The organism is Nostoc sp. DedQUE09 (genome assembly GCF_034530915.1).
Classification (GTDB): domain Bacteria; phylum Cyanobacteriota; class Cyanobacteriia; order Cyanobacteriales; family Nostocaceae; genus Nostoc.
Genome location: NZ_JAVRCE010000022.1, coordinates 1 through 21,467, shown reverse-complemented (window position 1 = coordinate 21,467; position 21,467 = coordinate 1). Strand labels below are relative to the sequence as shown.

12 protein-coding genes are annotated in these 21,467 nt (G+C 39.1%); 10 read left to right on the top strand and 2 right to left on the bottom strand.

The window, feature by feature from the left end; translation table 11 throughout:
- Nucleotides 1-266: 266 nt before the first annotated feature.
- A complete protein-coding gene (mtnA, locus tag RMY27_RS15870; protein ID WP_322664747.1) occupies nt 267-1,328 on the bottom strand; it encodes an S-methyl-5-thioribose-1-phosphate isomerase in 1,062 nt (353 codons plus the stop codon).
- A 244-nt stretch (nt 1,329-1,572) separates the two neighbouring features.
- A complete protein-coding gene (locus tag RMY27_RS15865; protein WP_322664746.1) occupies nt 1,573-2,757 on the bottom strand; it encodes an NAD(P)H-quinone oxidoreductase subunit H in 1,185 nt (394 codons plus the stop codon).
- Between the two features lie 304 nt (nt 2,758-3,061).
- On the opposite strand from RMY27_RS15865, the gene RMY27_RS15860 reads away from it, so the two are divergent.
- The 10 genes from RMY27_RS15860 to argJ all read left to right on the top strand — a co-directional run bounded on the left by RMY27_RS15860 (nt 3,062) and on the right by argJ (nt 21,160).
- Nucleotides 3,062-4,972, top strand: a complete 1,911-nt coding sequence (locus RMY27_RS15860; RefSeq protein WP_322664745.1) for a M48 family metallopeptidase — start codon at nt 3,062-3,064, stop codon at nt 4,970-4,972.
- A 171-nt stretch (nt 4,973-5,143) separates the two neighbouring features.
- Nucleotides 5,144-6,028, top strand: a complete 885-nt coding sequence (gene rsmH, locus RMY27_RS15855) for a 16S rRNA (cytosine(1402)-N(4))-methyltransferase RsmH (protein ID WP_322664744.1) — start codon at nt 5,144-5,146, stop codon at nt 6,026-6,028.
- 75 nt (nt 6,029-6,103) lie between these two features.
- The gene (locus tag RMY27_RS15850) at nt 6,104-6,772 is read left to right on the top strand and encodes a MotA/TolQ/ExbB proton channel family protein (RefSeq protein WP_322664743.1); all 669 of its coding nucleotides are present in this window, start codon (nt 6,104-6,106) and stop codon (nt 6,770-6,772) included.
- Nucleotides 6,773-6,903: 131 nt separating this feature from the next.
- Nucleotides 6,904-7,110: a glycogen debranching protein gene (locus RMY27_RS15845; protein ID WP_322639033.1), complete on the top strand. Its 207-nt coding sequence runs from the start codon at nt 6,904-6,906 to the stop codon at nt 7,108-7,110.
- Nucleotides 7,111-7,515: 405 nt separating this feature from the next.
- The gene (locus RMY27_RS15840) at nt 7,516-8,073 is read left to right on the top strand and encodes a methylmalonic aciduria and homocystinuria type D protein (protein WP_322664741.1); all 558 of its coding nucleotides are present in this window, start codon (nt 7,516-7,518) and stop codon (nt 8,071-8,073) included.
- A gap of 1,020 nt (nt 8,074-9,093) precedes the next feature.
- Entirely contained in the window at nt 9,094-15,102 is a 6,009-nt protein-coding gene (locus RMY27_RS15835) for an AAA family ATPase (protein ID WP_322664739.1), read from the top strand.
- A gap of 464 nt (nt 15,103-15,566) precedes the next feature.
- Nucleotides 15,567-15,725, top strand: coding sequence for a hypothetical protein (locus RMY27_RS15830; protein ID WP_322664737.1), 159 nt, complete (start codon nt 15,567-15,569; stop codon nt 15,723-15,725).
- A 603-nt stretch (nt 15,726-16,328) separates the two neighbouring features.
- Complete coding sequence (locus RMY27_RS35525; protein WP_416212346.1) at nt 16,329-18,305, top strand: PAS domain S-box protein; 1,977 nt, start codon at nt 16,329-16,331, stop codon at nt 18,303-18,305.
- An 18-nt stretch (nt 18,306-18,323) separates the two neighbouring features.
- Nucleotides 18,324-19,838: an ATP-binding protein gene (locus RMY27_RS15815; protein WP_322664735.1), complete on the top strand. Its 1,515-nt coding sequence runs from the start codon at nt 18,324-18,326 to the stop codon at nt 19,836-19,838.
- A 158-nt stretch (nt 19,839-19,996) separates the two neighbouring features.
- Nucleotides 19,997-21,160 carry a bifunctional glutamate N-acetyltransferase/amino-acid acetyltransferase ArgJ gene (argJ, locus tag RMY27_RS15810; protein WP_322664733.1) on the top strand — a complete coding sequence of 388 codons (1,164 nt, stop codon included), beginning with the start codon at nt 19,997-19,999 and terminating at the stop codon, nt 21,158-21,160.
- Nucleotides 21,161-21,467: the final 307 nt, after the last annotated feature.

The following is a 21,467-nucleotide window of genomic DNA, read 5'->3' as shown; positions in this document are numbered from 1 at the left end:
CTTTCCTCGTTCCCAGTCTCCGACTGGGAATGCATTCATTGAGTCAGAGACTCAATGCCAGATTAGAGGCAGCAGCCCCAACGAGGAGCATTCCCATGCGCTTCATGGGAACGAGAGAACAATGGAAAATCAAACTTTTTTTGACTTGTGTATACACGGTAGGGGTTAGGGTGGGGTAAAACTGACGCAAAAACTAGGTGAGTAAACTATTTCAGACTTGTGTATACACCGTAGATTAAAGACAGTGAGGGGTTCGTCGAACTCAATTACACTAATTGCTTTAACTGTGATTTCGCTAATTTATCAGGTGCGATCGCTCCATTCTCTGTAATGATGGCTGTAATCAATTCGGCTGGGGTGACATCAAAAGCTGGGTTGTAAAAATCTACACTTTCAGGTGTGAGAATAGTATCGCCAACTTGATAGATTTCTGTTGGTTCGCGTTCTTCGATGGGAATTTGGCTGCCATCGGCTAATTCAAAATCAACGGTGGAAAGGGGCGCAGCGACAAAGAAGGGGATATTATGGGCTTTAGCTGCGATCGCTACACTATATGTACCAATTTTATTGGCAGTGTCACCATTAGCAGCAATGCGATCGGCACCCACAACTACAGCATGAATCAAACCTTGTTTCATACAATGGGCTGCCATATTATCAGTAATTAATGTCACTGGAATCCCTTCTTGCACGCATTCCCAAGTGGTGAGTTTTGCGCCTTGCAAGCGGGGACGGGTTTCGTCAGCAAATAAACGTTCTAAACGTCCTTCTCTCCAAGCAGAACGCACAACACCCAAAGCTGTGCCATAACCAGCAGTAGCTAATGCACCGGCGTTACAGTGGGTAAGCAGCCTCAGCTTTTCTGGGGTAGACGGTAAAACAGCCAAACCATTGTCGCCAATCGCTTGACAGGTTTGCAAATCTTCACTATTGATTGCTTGGGCTGTTTGAAAAAGGGTTTGCTTGATGTCTTCTACTGTTCCTAGCGTTTCGTAGGCGGCTTTCAGCATCCGGCTAATTGCCCAAAATAAATTTACCGCCGTGGGACGAGTAGAACGTAACAATTGGGCTACTTTATCTAAGTGTTGCAGAAATTCGTGGCGATCGCTTGTCTCAATTTCTCTTGCACCAAGATACATTCCATAAGCCGCAGCCACACCAATTGCTGGCGCACCTCGCACAATCATCGTTTTAATTGCCCGCGCCATATCTTCACTGCGGTGAATTTCCACAAATATATATTCGTTTGGTAAGCGAGTTTGATCAATTAGTGACACTGAGTTGTTATGCCAAATGACCGGATAAACCTGGTTTGTCGAAGGTGTCATAGAAAAAGGTAATTAATGGATAGGCAATATTTTTTACTTTAATGCACCCTGATGATTTCATTCTTAAACTGATTAAACGTTCTGGGTATGGATTTAAAAGCTTTGAAAATTTTAGAGTCAGATGCTCTTATTAAATTGGTATTTTATTCACTACTTTAGTATACTTAAGCACCAAGTAATCAAAAAAAATAGAGCAGTTGCACTGTAATACAACTGCTCTAAAAACTACTTAGATAGATATTTTCTACCTATCCACAGACCCCATAATTACGTCAACACTGCCAAGAATCACCACAATATCTGCAACCTTCATCCCGCGCAGTAAATGTGGAACAATCTGGAGATTGTTAAAATCTGCTGCACGAATCTTCCAACGTGCAGGGAAGACGTTATCATCGCCAACCAAATAAATTCCCAATTCACCTTTGCCACTTTCTACACGAGCGTAGATTTCACCCTTGGGTATCTTAAAAGTGGGGGAAACTTTTTTACCGATGAATTGGTAATCAAATGCGTCCCACTCGGATTTTTTACCTGCGGCTAAACGCTTGGCTTCTAGATTTTCGTAAGGGCCGCCAGGAAGTCCTTTAATTGCTTGGCGAATAATTTTCACAGATTCGCGCATTTCCCGCATCCGCACTACGTAACGGGCAAAGCAATCACCGGCAGTTTCCCACTGCACATCCCAGTCGAAATCGTCGTAGCATTCGTAATGGTCAACTTTCCGCAAATCCCATTGCACGCCAGATGCGCGTAACATTGGGCCAGAAAGTCCCCAGTTGATTGCTTCTTCACGGGTGATAGTACCAATACCCTCAACGCGTCGCCGGAAGATGGGGTTATCGGTTACTAAGCGTTCGTACTCATCAACTTTTGGCAATAAGTAGTCGCAGAATTCCAGACATTTATCCACCCAACCGTAAGGTAAATCGGCTGCTACCCCACCAATGCGGAAGTAGTTGTTATTCACCATCCGATAACCTGTAGCAGCTTCCCACAAATCATAAATCATCTCCCGTTCCCGGAACTGATAGAAGAAGGGAGTTTGTGCGCCTACGTCAGCAAGGAAGGGGCCAAACCATAGCAAGTGGTTAGCGATGCGGTTCAACTCCAGCATGATGACGCGGATGTAGCTAGCGCGTTTGGGGACAGCGACACCTGCAAGCTTTTCTGGGGCGTTAACAGTGACAGCTTCGTTGAACATTCCCGCCGCGTAGTCCCAGCGACTAACGTAAGGAACGTACATTACATTAGTACGGTTCTCAGCAATTTTTTCCATTCCTCGATGCAGGTAGCCGATGACCGGTTCACAGTCAACAACATCCTCGCCATCCAGAGTCATGATTAGCCGCAGAACCCCGTGCATTGAGGGGTGGTGTGGCCCCATGTTTAGCACCATTGGTTCAGTGCGGGTTTCTAGTCTGGTCATAGATTTTGTGTTCTCCCGTTGTGTTCGTGTAGCGTGCCGAAGGCAAATTTTGAATTGAACCGCTTAGATGCCAACCAGAATGTTTTAGTTTGTTGCACTTCTTCAACTATTATATGGAAGCTCGATATCCACTTAATTGAGGCATCGGATTTTTTTCACCTCATTATTCTGCCGCAAGGGGAAAAGGGAAAATAACTTATGCCCAATGCCTAATGCCCAATGCCCCACGACTTCTGAGTTTTTACGTAAGCCATACAGATATTGTGTCAGCTATATTACAGTTTTATAGTGCTGATACATATTTATGACTTTCAATCAAGAGCGTTTTGATAAGCTAATTCAGAAGTTAGAAGTTTTTGCTAATAAACAACCGCGTCTTTATAAATTGCACGTTGCTTTTTTGGCTACTTTAGGGTACGCATATATATTTTTGGTTATAGCTGTAACATTAACTCTGCTGGTAGGTATTATCTTTTTGATGTTTGAGGCTCATTCATTTAATGCCTCCTCTTTGAAAGGTGTTGTGTTTTTGTTGGCGTTCGCATTGGTGTTAGTGCGATCGCTTTGGGTTTCCTTTCCCCCACCTACAGGTTTACCATTGCAACCCAAAGATGTACCCAATCTCTATTCTTTAACTAACGAAATCTCATCGAAGCTACAAGCTCCCCGGTTTCACCACATCTTGCTGACTAACGATTTTAATGCAGCAGTTGTCCAAAGACCACGCTTAGGTTTGCTGGGATGGCAGCAAAATTACTTAATTGTAGGTTTACCGCTAATGCTAGCACTGCCACCCGAACAATTTCGTGCTGTCTTAGCCCATGAACTAGGACATTTATCAGGAAATCACAGCCGTTTTAGCGGTTGGATTTATCGCCAACGTGAAACATGGTATCGCATTATTAAAGGGTTACGACAAGGTGGAAATGAAGTATCATCGTTAATCTTTGAGCGGTTTTTGACATGGTACAGTCCGTTTTTTAATGCCTATTCTTTTGTGTTAGCACGGATGGATGAATATGAAGCGGATAGATGTGCCGTTGAGCTAACGGGAGAAAAAAATGCTGCTGAAACATTGATAAATGTGGAAGTCAAAGCTAGATTTATAGAAAGATATTTTTGGTCTAGCATCTATAAACAAGTTGAAACAGAAATCGAACCACCAAAAATGACTTATATGGCTATGCAACAGGCTTTAAGTCAGAGACTTCATCAGGAAATCACAAGTACTTATTTAAGTGAAGCTTTAACGGAAAAAACCAACAATGCTGATACTCATCCTTGCCTGAAAGATAGACTAAAAGCTTTGGGATACATCCTCAATTCTCAGCAGGAATTAGCTATATTTGCACCAATTGAAATCAGTGCTGCTCAGAAATTTTTGGAAAATAGGTTAGAAAAATTCATCGCACATTTTAGTCAAGCTTGGCGAGAAGAAATAGCAACACCTTGGCGACAGAAATATGCTGATTTCCAAAATTCAATAGCTACTTTAAAAGATTTAAATCAAAAAGCAAAAATACAACAACTAACTTTAGATGAAGCTACTCAACGAGCCTTTTTAACATTTGAGTTTGATGGTGAAGAAGCGGTTATACCACTATTACAAGAAATTATTCATCGTGATGCTCGCCACGCCTCAGCTAATTATTTACTAGGTCAAATATTATTAAAAAAACAAGATGCGACTGGAATAGAATACATTGAGAGAGCAATAGAGCAAGACTCAAGTATAGTTATAGAAGGTTGTCAGACAATTTGCTATTTTCTTCAAAAACAAGGAAAAATTAAGGAAGCAAAATCTTATCAAGAACGTGCCGTAAATTATCATGAATTAATTTTGAAAGCACAGCAAGAACGTTCCAGTGTGAGAGAAAAGGATAAATTGGAATCTCATACTGTTTCAGATATAGATGTAAATAAGCTTCGTCAGCAGTTTTCTCATCACTCGGATATAAAAACTGCTTACTTGGTGCAAAAAAATATGCAATTTTTTCCTGAAAAACCATTTTACGTTTTAGCTTTGAAGCGGGAAGTTACTTTTTTAGAAGGTCTTGAGAAACCCGATCACTCTAAACTTGTGAACAGCTTGTTACAGGAAAACGAATTTCTCGATAATGTATTCATTTTTATTTTAAATGACCATTTAAATATGGAGAAAAAATTAAAAGTGATACCAAATTCGATGATTTACCAAAAGAAAGGTAAAAAATAGCACTACAAATGCTTAAATCTCAACAATGAAAGCTGACGCTGAGTGTTGAGTTTATGATATTTTCTTTTGTATCTTAGTGGTTTAAAAACTATTTTTTAGCTAGGAACCACAAAGACACAAACAAAAGAATACATAATTAAAGTTCATCTGTGGTTTTTTGCCCTAAGTCTCATGAATCGTCAGCTAGCTATTGAAGAACCGATATTTTCCCATCTACCAGTGTTACCGCAGGAAACGATTGCAGGTCTAGCGGTATCTCCAGGAGGTCATTATCTTGATACGACGGTAGGCGGTGGAGGTCACAGCCGTTTGATTTTAGCAGCTGCGCCAGATGTACAAGTAACGGCAATTGACCAAGATGAGGATGCTTTAGCAGCAGCGAGGAAAGAATTAGCTGAGTTTGGCGATCGCGTACAATTTATTTATAGCAATTTTGCTGACTACGAGTTCCCCCCTAATACTTTCGATGGTATTTTAGCCGATTTGGGGGTAAGTTCTTACCATTTAGATCAAGCAGAAAGGGGTTTCAGCTTTCGCCAAGCTGCAAATTTGGATATGCGAATGGATCGAGGGCGATCGCTAACTGCTGCTGATGTAATTAATAATTGGGATGAAGCAGAATTAGCAGATATTTTCTTTAAGTACGGTGAGGAGAGATTATCGCGGCGCATTGCTCGTCGTATTGTAGAACGGCGACCGTTGCACACGACTACAGAATTAGCTGAAGCGATCGCTTCTTCAGTTCCCCCGAAATACCGTTATGGGAGAATTCACCCGGCTACCCGTGTTTTTCAAGCTCTGCGAATTGTCGTCAACGATGAGTTAAAATCCCTAGAAACCTTTTTGGATAAAGCACCAAATGCCCTTGTTCCTGGTGGCAGAATTGCGATTATCAGTTTTCACAGTTTGGAAGACCGTCCGGTGAAACACGGTTTAAGAAATTCACCTTTATTAAAAGTATTAACAAAAAAACCAATTATTGCTCAAGAAGAGGAAATTAGTCAGAATCCGCGATCGCGATCGGCCAAACTAAGGATAGCCCAAAAGCTGGTGTAACTACAATGCAGCGTTAAACTGTTCCATCTCAACGATCTGTTAACCTAACGTTGTTGAAGAGTTAAAAAAGAGTAGATGGAAATTATTAATCTGTTTACGGCAGGTGGCATAGTGATGTGGCCTCTGCTGGCGTTTTCCTTGTTAGGCGTGGCGCTAATTATCGAACGGATCATCTTTTGGGTAAGGATAAATAATCGGCAAAATAAGGTAGTGCGAGAAGTATTACAGCTTTATCGCCTTGATAATGTAGTTGGTGCTTTAGATCAATTGCACAAAAATGCTGATTTACCCATTGCTCGGATTTTTTTAGCAGCTTTAGAATTAGAGGAGCCAACACCAGAGGAATTTCGTTTGGCATTAGAAAGTGAAGCACAAGCCGAAATCCCCTTACTCAAGCGATCGCAAAATATTTTTGAGACAATTATTGGTCTTGCGCCCCTATTAGGACTTTTAGGAACTGTATTAGGATTAATTAACTCCTTTGCCTCTCTGAATATCGGAGATGTGGGAGGTAGTAAAACAACAGGTGTGACAGCTGGAATTAGTGAAGCTTTAGTATCCACAGCATCAGGATTGGTAGTGGCAATCTTTACACTTTTATTTGCCAATACCTTCCGAGGACTCTACCAGCGGCAGATTGCCTGGATTCAAGAATATGGCGGACAGTTAGAATTACTCTACCGCCGTCGCTACGAAAGAGGAGATAAATCATATCTGCCGAATAAAGAAAGCGGAACTGGGTAATTGTAAATTAGAAATCGGTAATTGCGATTAGTTCATTATTTGTTACCGATTTTGCTCTAAAACTTTTGACTCTAATAGTATTCTAAAATAACGAACAGCTTTGTTCGCTACAGTTATTGAGGAAATATTCCATGACTATTTGGGTAAATGAGCAAATCGATCCGTCTGGGATGATTCATGCCTGTATTGCCACTTGTAATGAATCTCAAGCCAAAGATTGTCATGATTCATTTCAGAATAATTTGACCGAGAGGCAAAAGGCCTCAGGTTGGATGGCGCGATTGCGGACAGTCGATTCTTGGGATGAAGTGCCGGTGAATTCTTTAAAACTCAATTAATTGGGTGCTATAGAAATTAGGCTGCATAGCTGAAGTATCTCCTGGCAGACATAACTAATTTTGTTATTTTCTGCTTACTCCAACCTGCTTTGCTTTTTTAGGATTTTGATCAAACATATTTCATCTGCATAGGTGTAGCCCGCACTTCGGCAAGCTCAGTGACCACCATAGACATCGCTTGTCTATTAAACGCTGTATCTATGCTAATGCCTACAGCGATCGCAGCAAATTTCATGAGAACAGGTTAATAAAGGATAAAATTCGGATTAAATTTCTCAAATTATTATTAACTACTTCCAAAAAAAGTAACATATTATAGAAAAATGATGATTTTTCTTAACTTTTAAGAGGTATCATCTATACCGTAGATTAAATTAAAAAATTTGTATAAGCCGAATCAATTTAGTGAACTATCCCAAAGTTTACACTTCGGAGCAAGCCTGTCCCATTAATTTAGTTGGCGAAACAGGGCAAGCGGTTCAAATTTCAATTCATGCTCCCAGTCAATATATCTGTGCCAACTGCGAACGGATATTACCAGATTGGAAACGGCAGCCATTTTTACGAGTAGTGATTGTATTACAACAATCGCGTTATCAATTAGTCGAAAAGACAGCAGAAGTGGAGTCAGAGAAAGAACGCTTGCGAGAAAAGTTTATGAGATTCGGCTGTGATTTAGCATTTAATTTGCGCGATCGCGGCTATTTAACAGACTTGATTGACCCTCGTACAGGCTATCCTTTACTGTCTCATCCCGGAGCAATTCCCCACGATGACACAGCAGTTGTCAAAGCTTTGCTCAATTATCCAGTGATTAAAAATCAATGTCGTGTGTTAGTTCATCCCGATTGGGGTGCAGCAGTTTATCCTAGTATTTTGATATCAGAAGCTCCCCCAATTGTGATCGAATGGGTTACAAAAGGCGTAGCATCCATGCATGGGTGGAAAGAAGTTGATTATTAGTCATTTGTCATTTGTCATTTGTCCTGAGTTTCGACTGCGCGGTAATTGAGCGACTTGTACTGAGCGTAGTCGAAGTAAGTCGAGATTCAACTACCGCGTAGTCAGTCGTTGGCATGGTAACAGAGCGTAGTCGTACCCCTCCGGAGAAGCAAGCTACGCGCAGCGTCTCGTAGAGAAAGAAGTGCAGCCTCTTCAAGAGTTGTATTGGTCATTAGGTATGTAAAGACCTATATCAGCACTTGTCTCTCCAAACACATTCTTCTAAGAAGCTAGGATAGTCGAACTTGCTTTGAACTTGTTCTAGCATATCGCCCAACTTAGGGAGGACAATACTACCAGCTTTAATAGGGGAATACCGTTCATCGGCAACTTAGAGAGCGGGAATCATAGCATTGAAATGCAGTCAAAATTGACTCATTTTAAGGAGTATGCAGTTTTATATTACCAGTCAAGAATTAAGTAATTTAAGAGGTCAGGATAATCAGGAAAATCATGAATTTATTTAAGGATTTTCCTAATAGGATTTTTTTATTCAAGGTTAATCTTATGAAAGGTTGCCAAATAAAATATTTATTGTATAAATTCTATAAGTCCAATTATTTTCAAAAACTTTTTATCAAGCTTAAGTTATGATAGACTACAGTTAGCTTGATTGGATGCAGGAGTATAGAAGAATTCAAATTATAAAACTATTTATTTTATATATATTAGACTTCTGGGCATTTGTCGGGAAAAGGGGGAAAGGTTCTGTATTGTCCCCTTCCCCTTTAACATGAACCCCTTTTTCCCCCTCTTGCAAAAAGCACTTTTGCAAGAGGTCTATTAATCTTTTATTGATAATTTACATGTACAAAATAAAATTGATATTTGCTAATCTGCTTTGACCTTTGTCGCTATTTAAAATCTTGCTAGATTCTTTATTATTTCTTGATAAAACATCATTAATTCTACCCATGCAGTCAGAGTTAAAATGATTGATATTAGAGAAGGCATGAAGAAATCTAAAAGAATAAACATAGTATGTTTAGCAGCCAAGTCAGTATTCTCGGTTATGAAGTTAGCGAAGAAATTTATAACGGTTCTCGAACTATAGTTTATCGGGGATATCGGAAAACTGACTCCTTACCAGTGGTGATTAAACTGCTGAAAAATCCTTATCCTAGCTTTAGCGAACTCGTACAATTTCGTAATCAGTACAGCATTACCAAAAATCTTAACTATCCCGGAATTATACAAACTTACAGCTTGGAACCGTATCAAAACGGCTATGTGTTGGTAATGGAAGACTTTGGGGGAATATCCCTTTCTGAATGGAGGGGTAAAGAAGGGAAGACAGGGGGAGAACCACAAAATCTAATTAAGTTTTTACAAATTGCAATATCTTTGTGTAATACCTTAAATTATCTCTATCATCATAATATTATTCATAAAGATATTAAACTCGCAAATATTCTACTTCATCCCGAAACAAGACAAGTAAAATTAATCGACTTTAGTATTGCTTCTCTTCTTCCCAGAGAAACTCAAACAATAATTAATCCTAATTTATTAGAAGGAACTCTAGCTTATTTATCTCCTGAACAAACTGGGCGGATGAACCGAGGGGTAGATTATCGCAGTGATTTCTATTCTTTGGGTGTGAGTTTTTACGAATTGCTGACTGGAGAATTACCTTTTCAATCAGATGATCCAATGGAGTTGGTGCATTGTCACATTGCGAAAATGCCGACCCTATTAGGTAACAGAGAAGATATTCCCCAGGTATTCTCTGATATCGTCATGAAATTAATGGCAAAAAATGCTGAGAATAGATATCAGAGTGCTTTAGGATTAAAGCATGATTTAGAAGAATGTTTATATCAAATCCAAGAAACCGGAACAATTACATATTTTGAAATTGCCAAAAGAGATATTTGTGACAGATTTATTATTCCAGAAAAATTATATGGTCGAGAAACGGAAGTCGAGAAACTACTAAAAGCCTTTGAGAGAGTATCTGCTGGAAACAGCGAAATGATCTTAGTTGCAGGGTTTTCCGGTATTGGTAAAACTGCGGTAGTTAATGAAGTTCATAAACCTATTGTCAAACAACGCGGTTATTTTATTAAGGGCAAATTTGACCAATTTAACCGAAATATTCCCTTTTCGGCGTTTGTACAGGCTTTCCGCGATTTAATAGGGCAATTACTTACTGAAAGCGCTCAACAAATCAAACAATGGCAAAATAAAATTACTGGAGCATTAGGTGATAACGCCCAGGTAATTATTGAAGTGATTCCGGAGTTAGAACTAGTTATTGGCAAACAATCTCCTGTGCCAGAAGTATCAGGCATTGCAGCACAAAATCGATTTAATTTACTATTGCAAAAATTTATTGAATTATTTACTGATAAAGAACATCCACTGGTGATATTTTTAGATGATTTACAATGGATTGATTCTGCCTCATTGAAACTCCTGCAATTTTTAATGAGTGAGGTAAATTATGCCTCTTTACTAGTCATTGGTGCCTATCGAGATAATGAAGTTTCTGCAACCCATCCTTTAATGTTGACATTGGATGACATCAAAAAAAACGGTGCAAAAATTAATACTATTACTCTCAAGCCACTGAATGAATCTAAATTAAATCAGTTAGTAGCTGACAGTTTAGATTGCACAGAAAATCTAGCTTTACCACTGTCAAAATTAATTTATCAAAAAACTCAAGGCAATCCATTTTTTGCTATACAATTTATCAAAGCATTACATCAAGATGCCTTGATTTATTTTAATTATGAGCAAGGTCATTGGCAATGTGACATAGCAGAAATTAATCAGCGATCGCTCGTCAATGATGTAGTTGAATTTATGGCATTACAATTACAAAGGTTGCCAAAATCAACTCAAGATGTTTTGAAATTAGCTGCGTGCATAGGTAATCAGTTTGATTTAGAAACCTTAGCAATTGTTTCTCAACAATCAAAAATAGAAACAGCAGCCTGTTTATGGAGTGCCTTACAGGATGGTTTAATTTTACCCCAAAGTGAGATTTATAAGTTTTTCGTTGGGTCAGAAAATCAAGCTTTTCTTCAACACAATTCTGAAATTATTGTATATAAATTTCTGCATGATCGCATTCAACAAGCAGCCTATTCTTTGATTCTTGAAAGCCAAAAGCAAGCAACTCACTACCACATTGGTAAACTACTGTTAGGAAATCTATCAACCGCAGAACTAGAGGACAGAATCTTTGATGTAGTTAACCAAATCAACATTGGGAAATCTCTACTTCCAGATGAAAGTGAGAAAAAACAGCTTGCGGAACTCAATTTAACTGCGGGTGAAAAAGCGAAAGCTTCCACAGCCTATGAAGCAGCAAAGACTTATTTTCAAATCGGGATTAACTTGCTGGATCAAGATGCTTGGACTGCTGCCTATCGTCTCGCCTTTGATCTCCATTTCAATTTAGCAGAAGCCGCGTTGATGAGTGGAGATTTCCAGTCGTTAGACGAAACGGTATTAACCTTACTCAAATTTGCCAACTCAAATATCGATCAAGCCAAAATTTATGTTTTGAAGGTTGATCAGTACTCCTTGCAAGGGCAGTTTGTAGAATCCATCCAGGCAGGTTTGGAAGGGTTACGAAGTCTTGGTATTACAGTTGACCGAGATATCTTGAGGCAATTGGCTCAAGAAGAGTTTGCCGTTGTTGAAGACAGCTTGAAAAATCGCTCGATTGCCACTTTGCTAGATTTGCCTGCTGCAACGAATCCAGAAGTTCGAGCCGCGATCGAATTATTAATTATTCTGCAACCACCAGCCTATATTGTCTCTGATTTTGATCTGTACAGTTTCGCGACCTTCCGGGCTGTCCGTTTATCGATTGAGCAGGGTAACACTGCTGAATCCATTAAAGCGTATGTTTCCTACGGTTTTCTAATTGGACTGATGCATAGTCAATACCAGCGCGGACTTGAGTTTGCTGACCTTGCTCTGCAATTAAGCTATAAGCTCAATAGTAAATTTCAACAATCCAGAGCTTGCTTTATCTTCAGTTACGCTATTCAAGTTTGGGCAAAACCAATACAAGGAGCAGCTGAAATCAACTATCAAGGGTTTCTAGCAGGATTGGAATCTGGAGAAATTATCCATGCTGGATACAATCTCTACGGTAATATTCTGAATCGGCTATTTCAAGGTGAAAACCTGGCAGATATTGCAATTGATATTGATAAATATTGGCTGATTGGAGAGAAATTAAAGCATGATTTTTTGCTGAGTATCCTTGCTGCTAGCCGTTTCTTTGTTAACCAACTCTCGCAATCTTTAGATGAGTCAGAACCAGATTTGGTACAAGCAGAGCAGGCTTGGGTTGAACGTTCTAAGGCATTGAAATCCTATACAGCCCTCGGCACCTACTACATTCTGCAAATGTATCGAGCTTGCCTAATTCAAGGCTGCAAGCCGGATATTCACTATCTAACAGAAGCACGGAAATTTCTCAATGGTTGTGCCGGATTTACCACGTCTGCCGGTTACTATTACTACGGTTCTCTGATTATGTGCAACTACTATCCAAGTTTGCCAGAAGCAGAGCGTAGCGATGTCTTACAGCAGATCGAAACCAATCAAGCCCAACTCAAAATCTGGTCAGAAAGCTGTTCAGAAAACTTCTTGCATAAGTATTTGCTGGTCGAAGCAGAACGATCGCGGATTGCCGAAAAATACCTAGAAGCCATGAACCTTTACGATCGCGCCATTGCCGAAGCTAAAGCCAACGGTTATCTGCAAGAAGAAGCGATCGCTAACGAACTCACTGCCAAATTTTACCTGGAACTGGATAAAGAAAAAGCAGCCCAAGGATATATGCAAGAAGCATACTACTGCTATGCTCGGTGGGGAGCAAAAGCTAAAATTGATGACTTAGAAAAACGCTATCCTGAATTACTCCAGCCCATTCTACATCAACAACAATTCAACTTTAATTCCCTAGAAACCATCGCTCCTATTACCTACAGTTCGATATCTTTATCCAGCCAAACTTCCATTATTAGTAGGGACAATATTTCCAACACCTTAGACTTTATGTCTATTCTGAAAGCGGCTCAAGCTATTTCTAGTAGCATTGAATTCGATGAAATTATTGCTAGCTTGACGAAAATTATTCTCGAAAACTCTGGAGCAAAAAAATTTGCTTTAATTCTTTCTGAAAATGGAAACTTAAAACTCAAGGCAATTACCTTTATTAATCACCAAGACAATTTTTCAACTCCAATAAAAACTATTCTTAAATCACAATTAATAGATACTTATGAAGATATTCCTAGAAAAATTATCAATTATGTCAAAAATACTAAAAAGACAGTTGTTATAGATAATTGCCAAACAGATGTAGCTGGGTTACTTGGAGAATACCTGCTCAAATTTAAACCCCAGAGTGTACTTTGTATGCCGATTATTAATCAAGGACATTTAGTGGGTATTCTCTATTTAGAAAATAAATTAGTAGCAGGGGTATTTACTAGCGATCGCATCAAAGTTATCCAAATGTTATCTGTGCAAGCTGCCATCTCTCTAGAAAATGCTCGTCTTTATCAAGAATCTCAAGAAAAAGCTCAACAGATTCAACAAACCCTCCAGCAGCAAAAAACCTTATTTAATGTTGTGAATCAGATCCGAGAGTCTTTAGATTTAGGTGCAATTTTTCGTGCAGTAACTCAAAATATTCGCTCAATCCTTAATGTCTCTCGCGTCGGAATTTATCAATTTGATCTCGGAGTAAATTACGAATATGGTGAATTGATTGCCGAAGATGTCCTACCCCAATTCCCTTCTGGTTTAGCTATAAAAATTCAAGACCATTGTTTTGGAGAGAACTATGCAACCCTGTACAAACAGGGACGATTTTGTACAATATCAGATATTGAAACCGCAGAAGTTTTAGATTGTCATCGGGTAATTTTGCAACAGTTTCATGTTAGAGCATCATTGGTTGTACCAATTATGCAAGATGACGAACTGTGGGGCTTACTCTGCATTCACCAATGCGATCGCCCGCGTCACTGGCAACCTTCCGAGATTGAATTTGCCCAACAAATTGCTGCACAAATGGGAGTTGCACTCCAACAAACCGATCTACTGCTGGAAACTCGCCAACAAGCGAGCCAATTAGAAGAAACACTCCAAAATCTCAAAGAAACTCAACTTCAACTAGTACAAAAGGAAAAAATGTCTGCGTTGGGAAATCTTGTTGCAGGGGTAGCTCATGAAATGAATAATCCTCTTGGTTTTATTTCTGCTAGTCTTGAACAAAGCAAACCTGTATTTGCAGATATTCTTAAACATCTGAAACTATATCAAGAAAGTCTGCCAAATCCAAAAGAGGAAATTATTAAACACGCCGCAGAAATCGACTTGGAATATAGCTTAGAAGATTTGCCCAAGATGATTGATTCCATGATGATAGCGTGTGACAGGCTGAAAAATATCAGTACCAGTCTCCGCACTTTCTCTCGTGCCGATCAAGACTACAAAGTACCTTTTAATATCCATCAAGGCATTGATAGTACTATTCTCATTCTCAAACATCGTCTGAAGGCAAACGAACAACGTCCCGCCATTGAAGTTATCACAAACTACGGTAATTTACCTCAAGTAGAATGTTTTCCCGGTCAATTAAATCAGGTATTTATGAACATACTCGCGAATGCTATTGATGCCTTGGATGAATCAAATACAGATCGGAGTTTTGGGGAGATTAAAGCCAATCCTAATCGGATTATCATAACCACCACATTATTACAAAACAAACAGGTTGAAGTGAAGATTGCTGATAATGGTCAAGGCATGAGTGAATCAGTTAAACAAAAAGTGTTTGACCACTTGTTTACTACGAAAGGAGTTGGTAAAGGAACGGGATTAGGATTAGCGATCGCTCAGTCTATTGTTGTAGAAAAACATGGTGGAACTTTGGATGTCAATTCTACCCCAGGTCAAGGAACAGAATTTGTGATTACCTTACCGATTCTGGCTCAGACTCAAAGTTAACTTAGTCGAAAGTGTGATTTCAGTTAACCACCGCCAGTCAATCGCACACCACAGACGTACACCCGCTATCATTGTTAACCCAATACGGTTCAGTTAAGGCTAAAACTCTGTTATCGAATTTTTTAACGAACCGCTTTCTCTACGAGAGGCTTTCGCCAACGCCTAGCATCTCGTAGAGAAGGCGCAGAAAACGCAGAGATACTATGCAATATAAAACTGCCCTAGACGTAAGCCAGAGCAGTTTTTGATAGAAGTAAATTGTATAGGAGACTTTTACTGTTGTCCCCGGTTTATCCATAATAAATATTGTTATACAATACTATTCACCTCAAACTTCGTGCTTTACGCAAAAAACGAATAATCTTTAAGTTGGCATTACAAAGTTTAGACGATGTTTTTCTAGCAACTGAGGCTGGGAAATAACTCGCGCCTTATGTATAGCCGTAGTCACATAGGTTAGGACAATGTTAATTGCTCAAAGGTTTGAAACGACTGGGTTTTTGTTCAGCACTCAGCACTCAGCACTCAGCACTCAGCACTCAGCACTCAGCACTCAGCACTTTGCTATATATAGCGATAAACAGTTTGGCTACAAGAGTTTTTATTATAAGTACACCTATTGATGGCTAGATGCTCTTCCTGATAATTTTACCTACGGTACGGAGTCTGTGATTTGCTGCCTCAGCCTCATTTAATGCCAGTTGCTTTGTCTCCAAACCTTGAGCGTGAGCTTCTTTTCTGCTCTCTTGGGTGTTAATGATAAATATTTAACCGGACGCTATATGACAGATTAATAGTGCAGACCTACCCAAACTGAGTTGAGTTAGGCTGTAAATACACGTGTGCAGCTAGATTATAATTAAGTTATTATATATCCGAAATATTACTGTGATTTTTGAAGCTTTTTATATATGTAAATGGTTGATTTCAGAAAATATACGGTAACAATAACCAAAGCGATCGCGGTACTTTAATTTTAATAAATCTTATATTATTCAAATTAAAAAACTCAGAAAAGATGACGAACACAGAATGTAGAAGCTCAAGCTACTACTCGATTCTAGGCTAAAACTAGTACGGTAAAACTCTGACGAATGCCAAACGTAGTTCTCCTTTAGAAAATGAAATCCACTAGATGTATGCGCATCTAGAAGAGGACTGAGGCTAAAAACCTCTTCTTTCGCACTTCAGGCTTTGGTGAAGACTTGTGCAATGTGTAGGTTTTTATGATGGAATTTTTAAATAATTTTTTCTCTACTAGCCAGTTTATTCCCCACGGACATTGCTACCTCTGGAAACCAGGATTGGTGTGGTTGCATCTGATTTCAGATGTGTTAACTGGACTTGCTTATTATTCAATTCCAGTGATGTTGGTTTATTTTGTTCGTAAACGACGAGATATGCCATTTGGCTGGATATTCTTAATGTTTGGCGCATTCATCGTTGCTTGTGGCACTACTCATTTAATGGATGTATGGACGCTTTGGTATCCTACCTATTGGCTATCAGGGTTATTCAAAGCTATCACCGCTTTTGTTTCCGTATTAACGGCTATAGAGCTTGTGCCATTAATACCACAGGTGCTGGCTCTACCGAGTCCTGCTCAACTAGAGGCTGCAAACTACCAACTAGCGAAGGAAATTTCTGAACGCATACGGACTGAGGAGGTGTTGAGGGAAAACGAACAACGCTGGCAATTAGCTTTGCGCGGTAATAATGATGGGATTTGGGACTGGAATGTTAAAACCAATGAAGTTTTCTTCTCGGCTCGCTGGAAAGAAATGCTCGGTTACGAAGACCACGAAATTTCTAACCATTTAGATGAATGCGTGACACGAGTGCATCCGAACGATATTGAGTGGGTGAAACAAGCGATTCAAGATCACTTTGCTCAGAAAACACCGTTTTACATAACCGAGTATCGAGCTTTATGTAAAGATGGCACCTATAAATGGATTTTAGATCGAGGGCAAGCACAGTGGGATGAAGATGGTAATGTAGTACGAATGGCAGGATCGCATACTGATATTACCGATCGCAAGCAGGCAGAGGAGAAACTAAATAACCTACTTAACCAATTAGAAAGCATGGTTGAGGAAAGGACAGCAGAGTTAACAAGAATCAACAAATCACTACAGACAGAAATTACTGAACGCCAGCGAATAGAACAAGCATTGCGAGAGAGCGAACAGCGATTTCGGGCTGCATTCCATCAAGCTGCTGTTGGTATTGCCCATGTCGCAATCGATGGAAGCTGGTTGTTAGTTAATCAGAAGCTTTGCGATATCCTCGGTTACACACTCGAAGAACTACAGTTGTTAACTTTTCAAGATATTACTCACCCAGACGATCTTAACACTGACCTGAAATATGTTGAGCAGATTTTAGCAGATAATATTCAAACTTACTCGATGGAAAAACGCTATTTTTGCAAAGATAATTCCTTAGTTTGGGTTAATCTCTCTGTGTCTTTAATGCGCGAACCGAATGGAGAGCCAAAATATTTTATTTCTGTGATCGAAGACATTAGCGAACGGAAAGCCGCACAGCGCGAACGCAAAGAGTGGGAGGAGCAAATTAAAGCATCACTTTTAGAAAAAGAGGTGTTATTAAAAGAAATTTACCATCGGGTTAAAAATAATTTACAGGTTATTTCCAGTCTGCTAAACCTGCAATCTGCCTATATCAAAGACAAAGAAGATTTGGTAATATTTCAACAAAGCCAGCAGCGGATTGCATCAATGGCTCTGGTTCACGAAAAATTGTATCAATCTCAAGACTTAGCAAAGATTAATTTGGGTGAATATATTCGAGATTTGGTAGCAAGTTTATTTACTGCTTATGAAGTCAATGAAGAGGCGATCGCTTTGACAATAAATGCCGAAGATTGTATTTATCTCGGCTTAGATACAGCAATTCCTTGTAGCTTAATTATCCATGAGCTTGTATCTAACTCCTTGAAATATGCATTTCCAAAAGGCAGCAATGGTGCAATTAATATTGAAATCAAGAAAATAATTAACAATAGTTTAAGCCTGATAGTTAGTGATAACGGTATTGGCTTACCAGCAAACTTTGATTTTGAAAAAGTCGCATCATTAGGATGGGAGTTGGTAGATGCTTTGACCCATCAGCTAGCAGGAAATCTCAATATTACAGGCTCTACTGGAGTAGAATGTCAGGTGACATTTCCTTTACCATAAATAGACAATCAATAAAAGATGGCAAACGCAAAAATTTTAGTTGTGGAAGATGAAGCTATTGTTGCCAAAGACTTACAATATCGGCTTAAAAAATTTGGTTACACAGTACCTGCTATCGCTTCTTCAGGAGAAGAAGCAATTAATATAGCAATAGAAATATCTCCAGATTTAGTCCTGATGGATATCAAGCTTAAAGGGTCAATGGACGGAATAGAAGCTGCCGAAGAAATCTATAAGCGTTTGGATATTCCAGTAATTTATTTGACTGCTTATGCAGATGATAACACATTAGAACGAGCTAAGATAACTGAGCCGTTTGGCTACTTACTGAAACCTTTTAAAGAAAAAGAGCTAAAAATAAATATTGAAATAACTTTGACTAAACATGGTTTGGAAAGGCAATTAAAAGTTAATCAAAAATGGCTGGATGCACTTTTAAAAAGTATCAGCGATGGTGTGATTGCTAGCGATTTACAAAATTTAATTACTTTTATGAATCCGGTTGCAGAAAATCTGACTGGGTGGAAACAGGAAGAAGCTTGTGGCAGAAATTCCTCAGAAGTATTTAATATTGCTAATGGCGAAACTCATAACCCTATTGCAAGTCCGATTATAAAAGTTCTTCAAGATGGTATTATTGTTGATCTTCCCGCAGAAACAATTCTGATTACTAAAGATGGTGCAGAAATACCAATTGATGACAGTGCTGCACCGATTAAAGATGAAAAAGATAATATTACAGGTGCTGTAATAGTTTTTCGAGATATTACTGAGCGCAAACGAGCGATTGAGGCGCGTCAAAAGCAAATTGAGCAAGAGCAACTTGTAGTCCAATGGGAAGAGATAAATCAACTCAAAAATGACTTTTTGAATTTAGTTTCTCACGAATTGCGATCGCCTCTGAGTAATATCAAGATGATGATTCAAATGATACAACTATATAATAATACTGAGGAAGCTCAACGCTATCTAAAATTAATGGAAAGCGAGTGCGATCGCGAACTAGAATTAATTAACGATCTACTAGACTTACAACGGCTAGAAAGCTCATCCTATCAAGTTATTACACCTGATGCGTTGCTCTTACAACAGTGGTTACTTTGGGTTATCGAGCCATTTGAAATTCGCGTTCAACACCATCAGCAAACTCTACAGGCGAATCTCCCTGCAAACCTCCCGCCGCTACTCTCAGATGGCATTAGCTTAGAACGCATCGTAGTGGAATTGCTCAATAATGCCTGTAAATACACACCTGCGGGTGGTGAAATTGTCTTAAGTGTAAGTCACAATTCCTCGGAAGCGCCTGCAAAAACTATTATTACTGTCAGTAATGCAGCAGAAATTCCGGTGACAGAGTTACCACGGATATTTGATAAATTTTATCGTCTCCACAATGCAGATATCTGGAATCAAGGTGGTTCGGGATTAGGTTTATCTATAGTAAAAAAATTAGTCGAACAATTGCAAGGAAACATTCAAGTAGAAAGTGGCAATGGATGGACTACATTCACTCTGACATTAACTGATTTATAGTACTCGATAAATTAATAGTTGGGCGTTGCATATTTGCGGGATGATTTTACTAGTTTTATGGGATACGCATCTTGCCCGTCCCTTGTATTTCAGGGCGCTCATGTCGCCCACCCTACAATGATATGAGATAATTAAACCAAATTATTAAATATCGAAAAATGTCATTAACTGTATCTTCCACACCTCAAGGTTTTAGTACATTCATCACTAATTTGGGAATACGAGATACAACTGATGATTTTGTATTTATTCAATCATCAGTTCCTTGTGTTGCCGATGGAGTCTTCACTCAAAGTCTTTTTGCTGGGCCAAGTGTTACTATTAGCCGCGATAATTTAAAAGATTCACAAGCACAAGCAATTGTCGTTATATCTAAAAATGCAAATGTAGCTAATGGTTCTGTTGGTATTGCTGATGCCCAAGAAGTTCTGCAATTAGTTGCAGCTGAAACTGGAATTGCTGCACATAATATTGTGATAGCTTCTACAGGTGTAATTGGCAGACGTTATCCCATTGAAAAAATCCAGGCTGGTTTATTAGGATTTGGCAAAAAATTGACTGATGCTGATTTTTATGCTGCCGCTCGTGGGATTATGACCACCGATACAGTAGCGAAGTTAGCTACACGGCAAATAGGAAATGCCAAACTAGTGGGAATTGCCAAAGGTGTTGGCATGATTGAGCCTAATATGGCTACCCTCTTAACTTTCTTTTTTACTGACGCTGCAATTTCTGCAAATAGCCTTCGTTCTATTTTTCGCTCTACTATAGATAAAACATTTAATTGCCTGAGTGTAGATACGGATACTTCCACTAGTGACTCCGCCGTGATTCTAGCTAATGGAATAGCCGGTGAAGTTTCAGAAGCAGATTTTGCTAGTGCATTGCAAGAAGTTGCACAGGAATTAGTGCTGAAAATTGCACGAGATGCAGAAGGTGCTACTAAGATAATTGAGGTAACTGTAGATTCAGCAATTAACTATGCACAAGCTAAAACAGTAGCTAAAGCAATTGTAAATTCACCATTAGTAAAAACTGCTGTTTATGGAGCAGATCCGAATTGGGGACGAGTTGCTATGGCTATAGGTAAATGTGAAAACGAACAGCAGATAAATCAAGATAAAGTTGTTATTAGTTTTGATAATGTGAAAGTTTATCCTAGTAGCTTAACTGAAGAAAATCTAGAACAGTTACGGCAAATTATGTCTAAAGATAAAGTAGATATTCATGTTAGCCTTAATATTGGCGAAGCCTCTGCAACTGTATGGGGTTGCGATCTTTCAGAGGGTTATATAGAAATTAATGGTAAATACTCAACTTGATTAGATTTCTTGCACAAATGTAAAATTTGCCCTCATCCCCCAACCCCTTCTCCCAGTTTTGGGAGAAGAGGAGCGAATTTTAAAGTTACTCTGCCAAGCTTGGGTGAGGGCTTTTGATTCATTGCGCTCGGCGTTGAAGAAAGAGCGTAGCGTCTCGTAGATTAGGGTCAATTAGTGGGGTAAAATTTCTAATTGCCTTTTTAAAGTTAACGTGAGTTCAACAGACCTCTCCCTCCCGGCCTCCCTCTCCTAAAAGGCTACGGTGTACACACAAGTCTGGAGTCGTTTACGAATCTGGTTTTTACCC

Bases quoted from the DNA above. Each gene is read 5' to 3' on its own strand.
- RMY27_RS15845 (WP_322639033.1), top strand. From the start codon at position 6,904: ATGACTATTTGGGTAAATGAGCAAATCGATCCGTCTGGGATGATTCAT.
- RMY27_RS15830 (WP_322664737.1), top strand. From the start codon at position 15,567: ATGTTAATTGCTCAAAGGTTTGAAACGACTGGGTTTTTGTTCAGCACT.
- RMY27_RS35525 (WP_416212346.1), top strand. From the start codon at position 16,329: ATGATGGAATTTTTAAATAATTTTTTCTCTACTAGCCAGTTTATTCCC.
- rsmH (WP_322664744.1), top strand. From the start codon at position 5,144: ATGAATCGTCAGCTAGCTATTGAAGAACCGATATTTTCCCATCTACCA.
- RMY27_RS15860 (WP_322664745.1), top strand. From the start codon at position 3,062: ATGACTTTCAATCAAGAGCGTTTTGATAAGCTAATTCAGAAGTTAGAA.
- RMY27_RS15865 (WP_322664746.1), bottom strand. From the start codon at position 2,757: ATGACCAGACTAGAAACCCGCACTGAACCAATGGTGCTAAACATGGGG.
- RMY27_RS15815 (WP_322664735.1), top strand. From the start codon at position 18,324: ATGGCAAACGCAAAAATTTTAGTTGTGGAAGATGAAGCTATTGTTGCC.
- mtnA (WP_322664747.1), bottom strand. From the start codon at position 1,328: ATGACACCTTCGACAAACCAGGTTTATCCGGTCATTTGGCATAACAAC.
- argJ (WP_322664733.1), top strand. From the start codon at position 19,997: ATGTCATTAACTGTATCTTCCACACCTCAAGGTTTTAGTACATTCATC.
- RMY27_RS15835 (WP_322664739.1), top strand. From the start codon at position 9,094: ATGTTTAGCAGCCAAGTCAGTATTCTCGGTTATGAAGTTAGCGAAGAA.
- RMY27_RS15850 (WP_322664743.1), top strand. From the start codon at position 6,104: ATGGAAATTATTAATCTGTTTACGGCAGGTGGCATAGTGATGTGGCCT.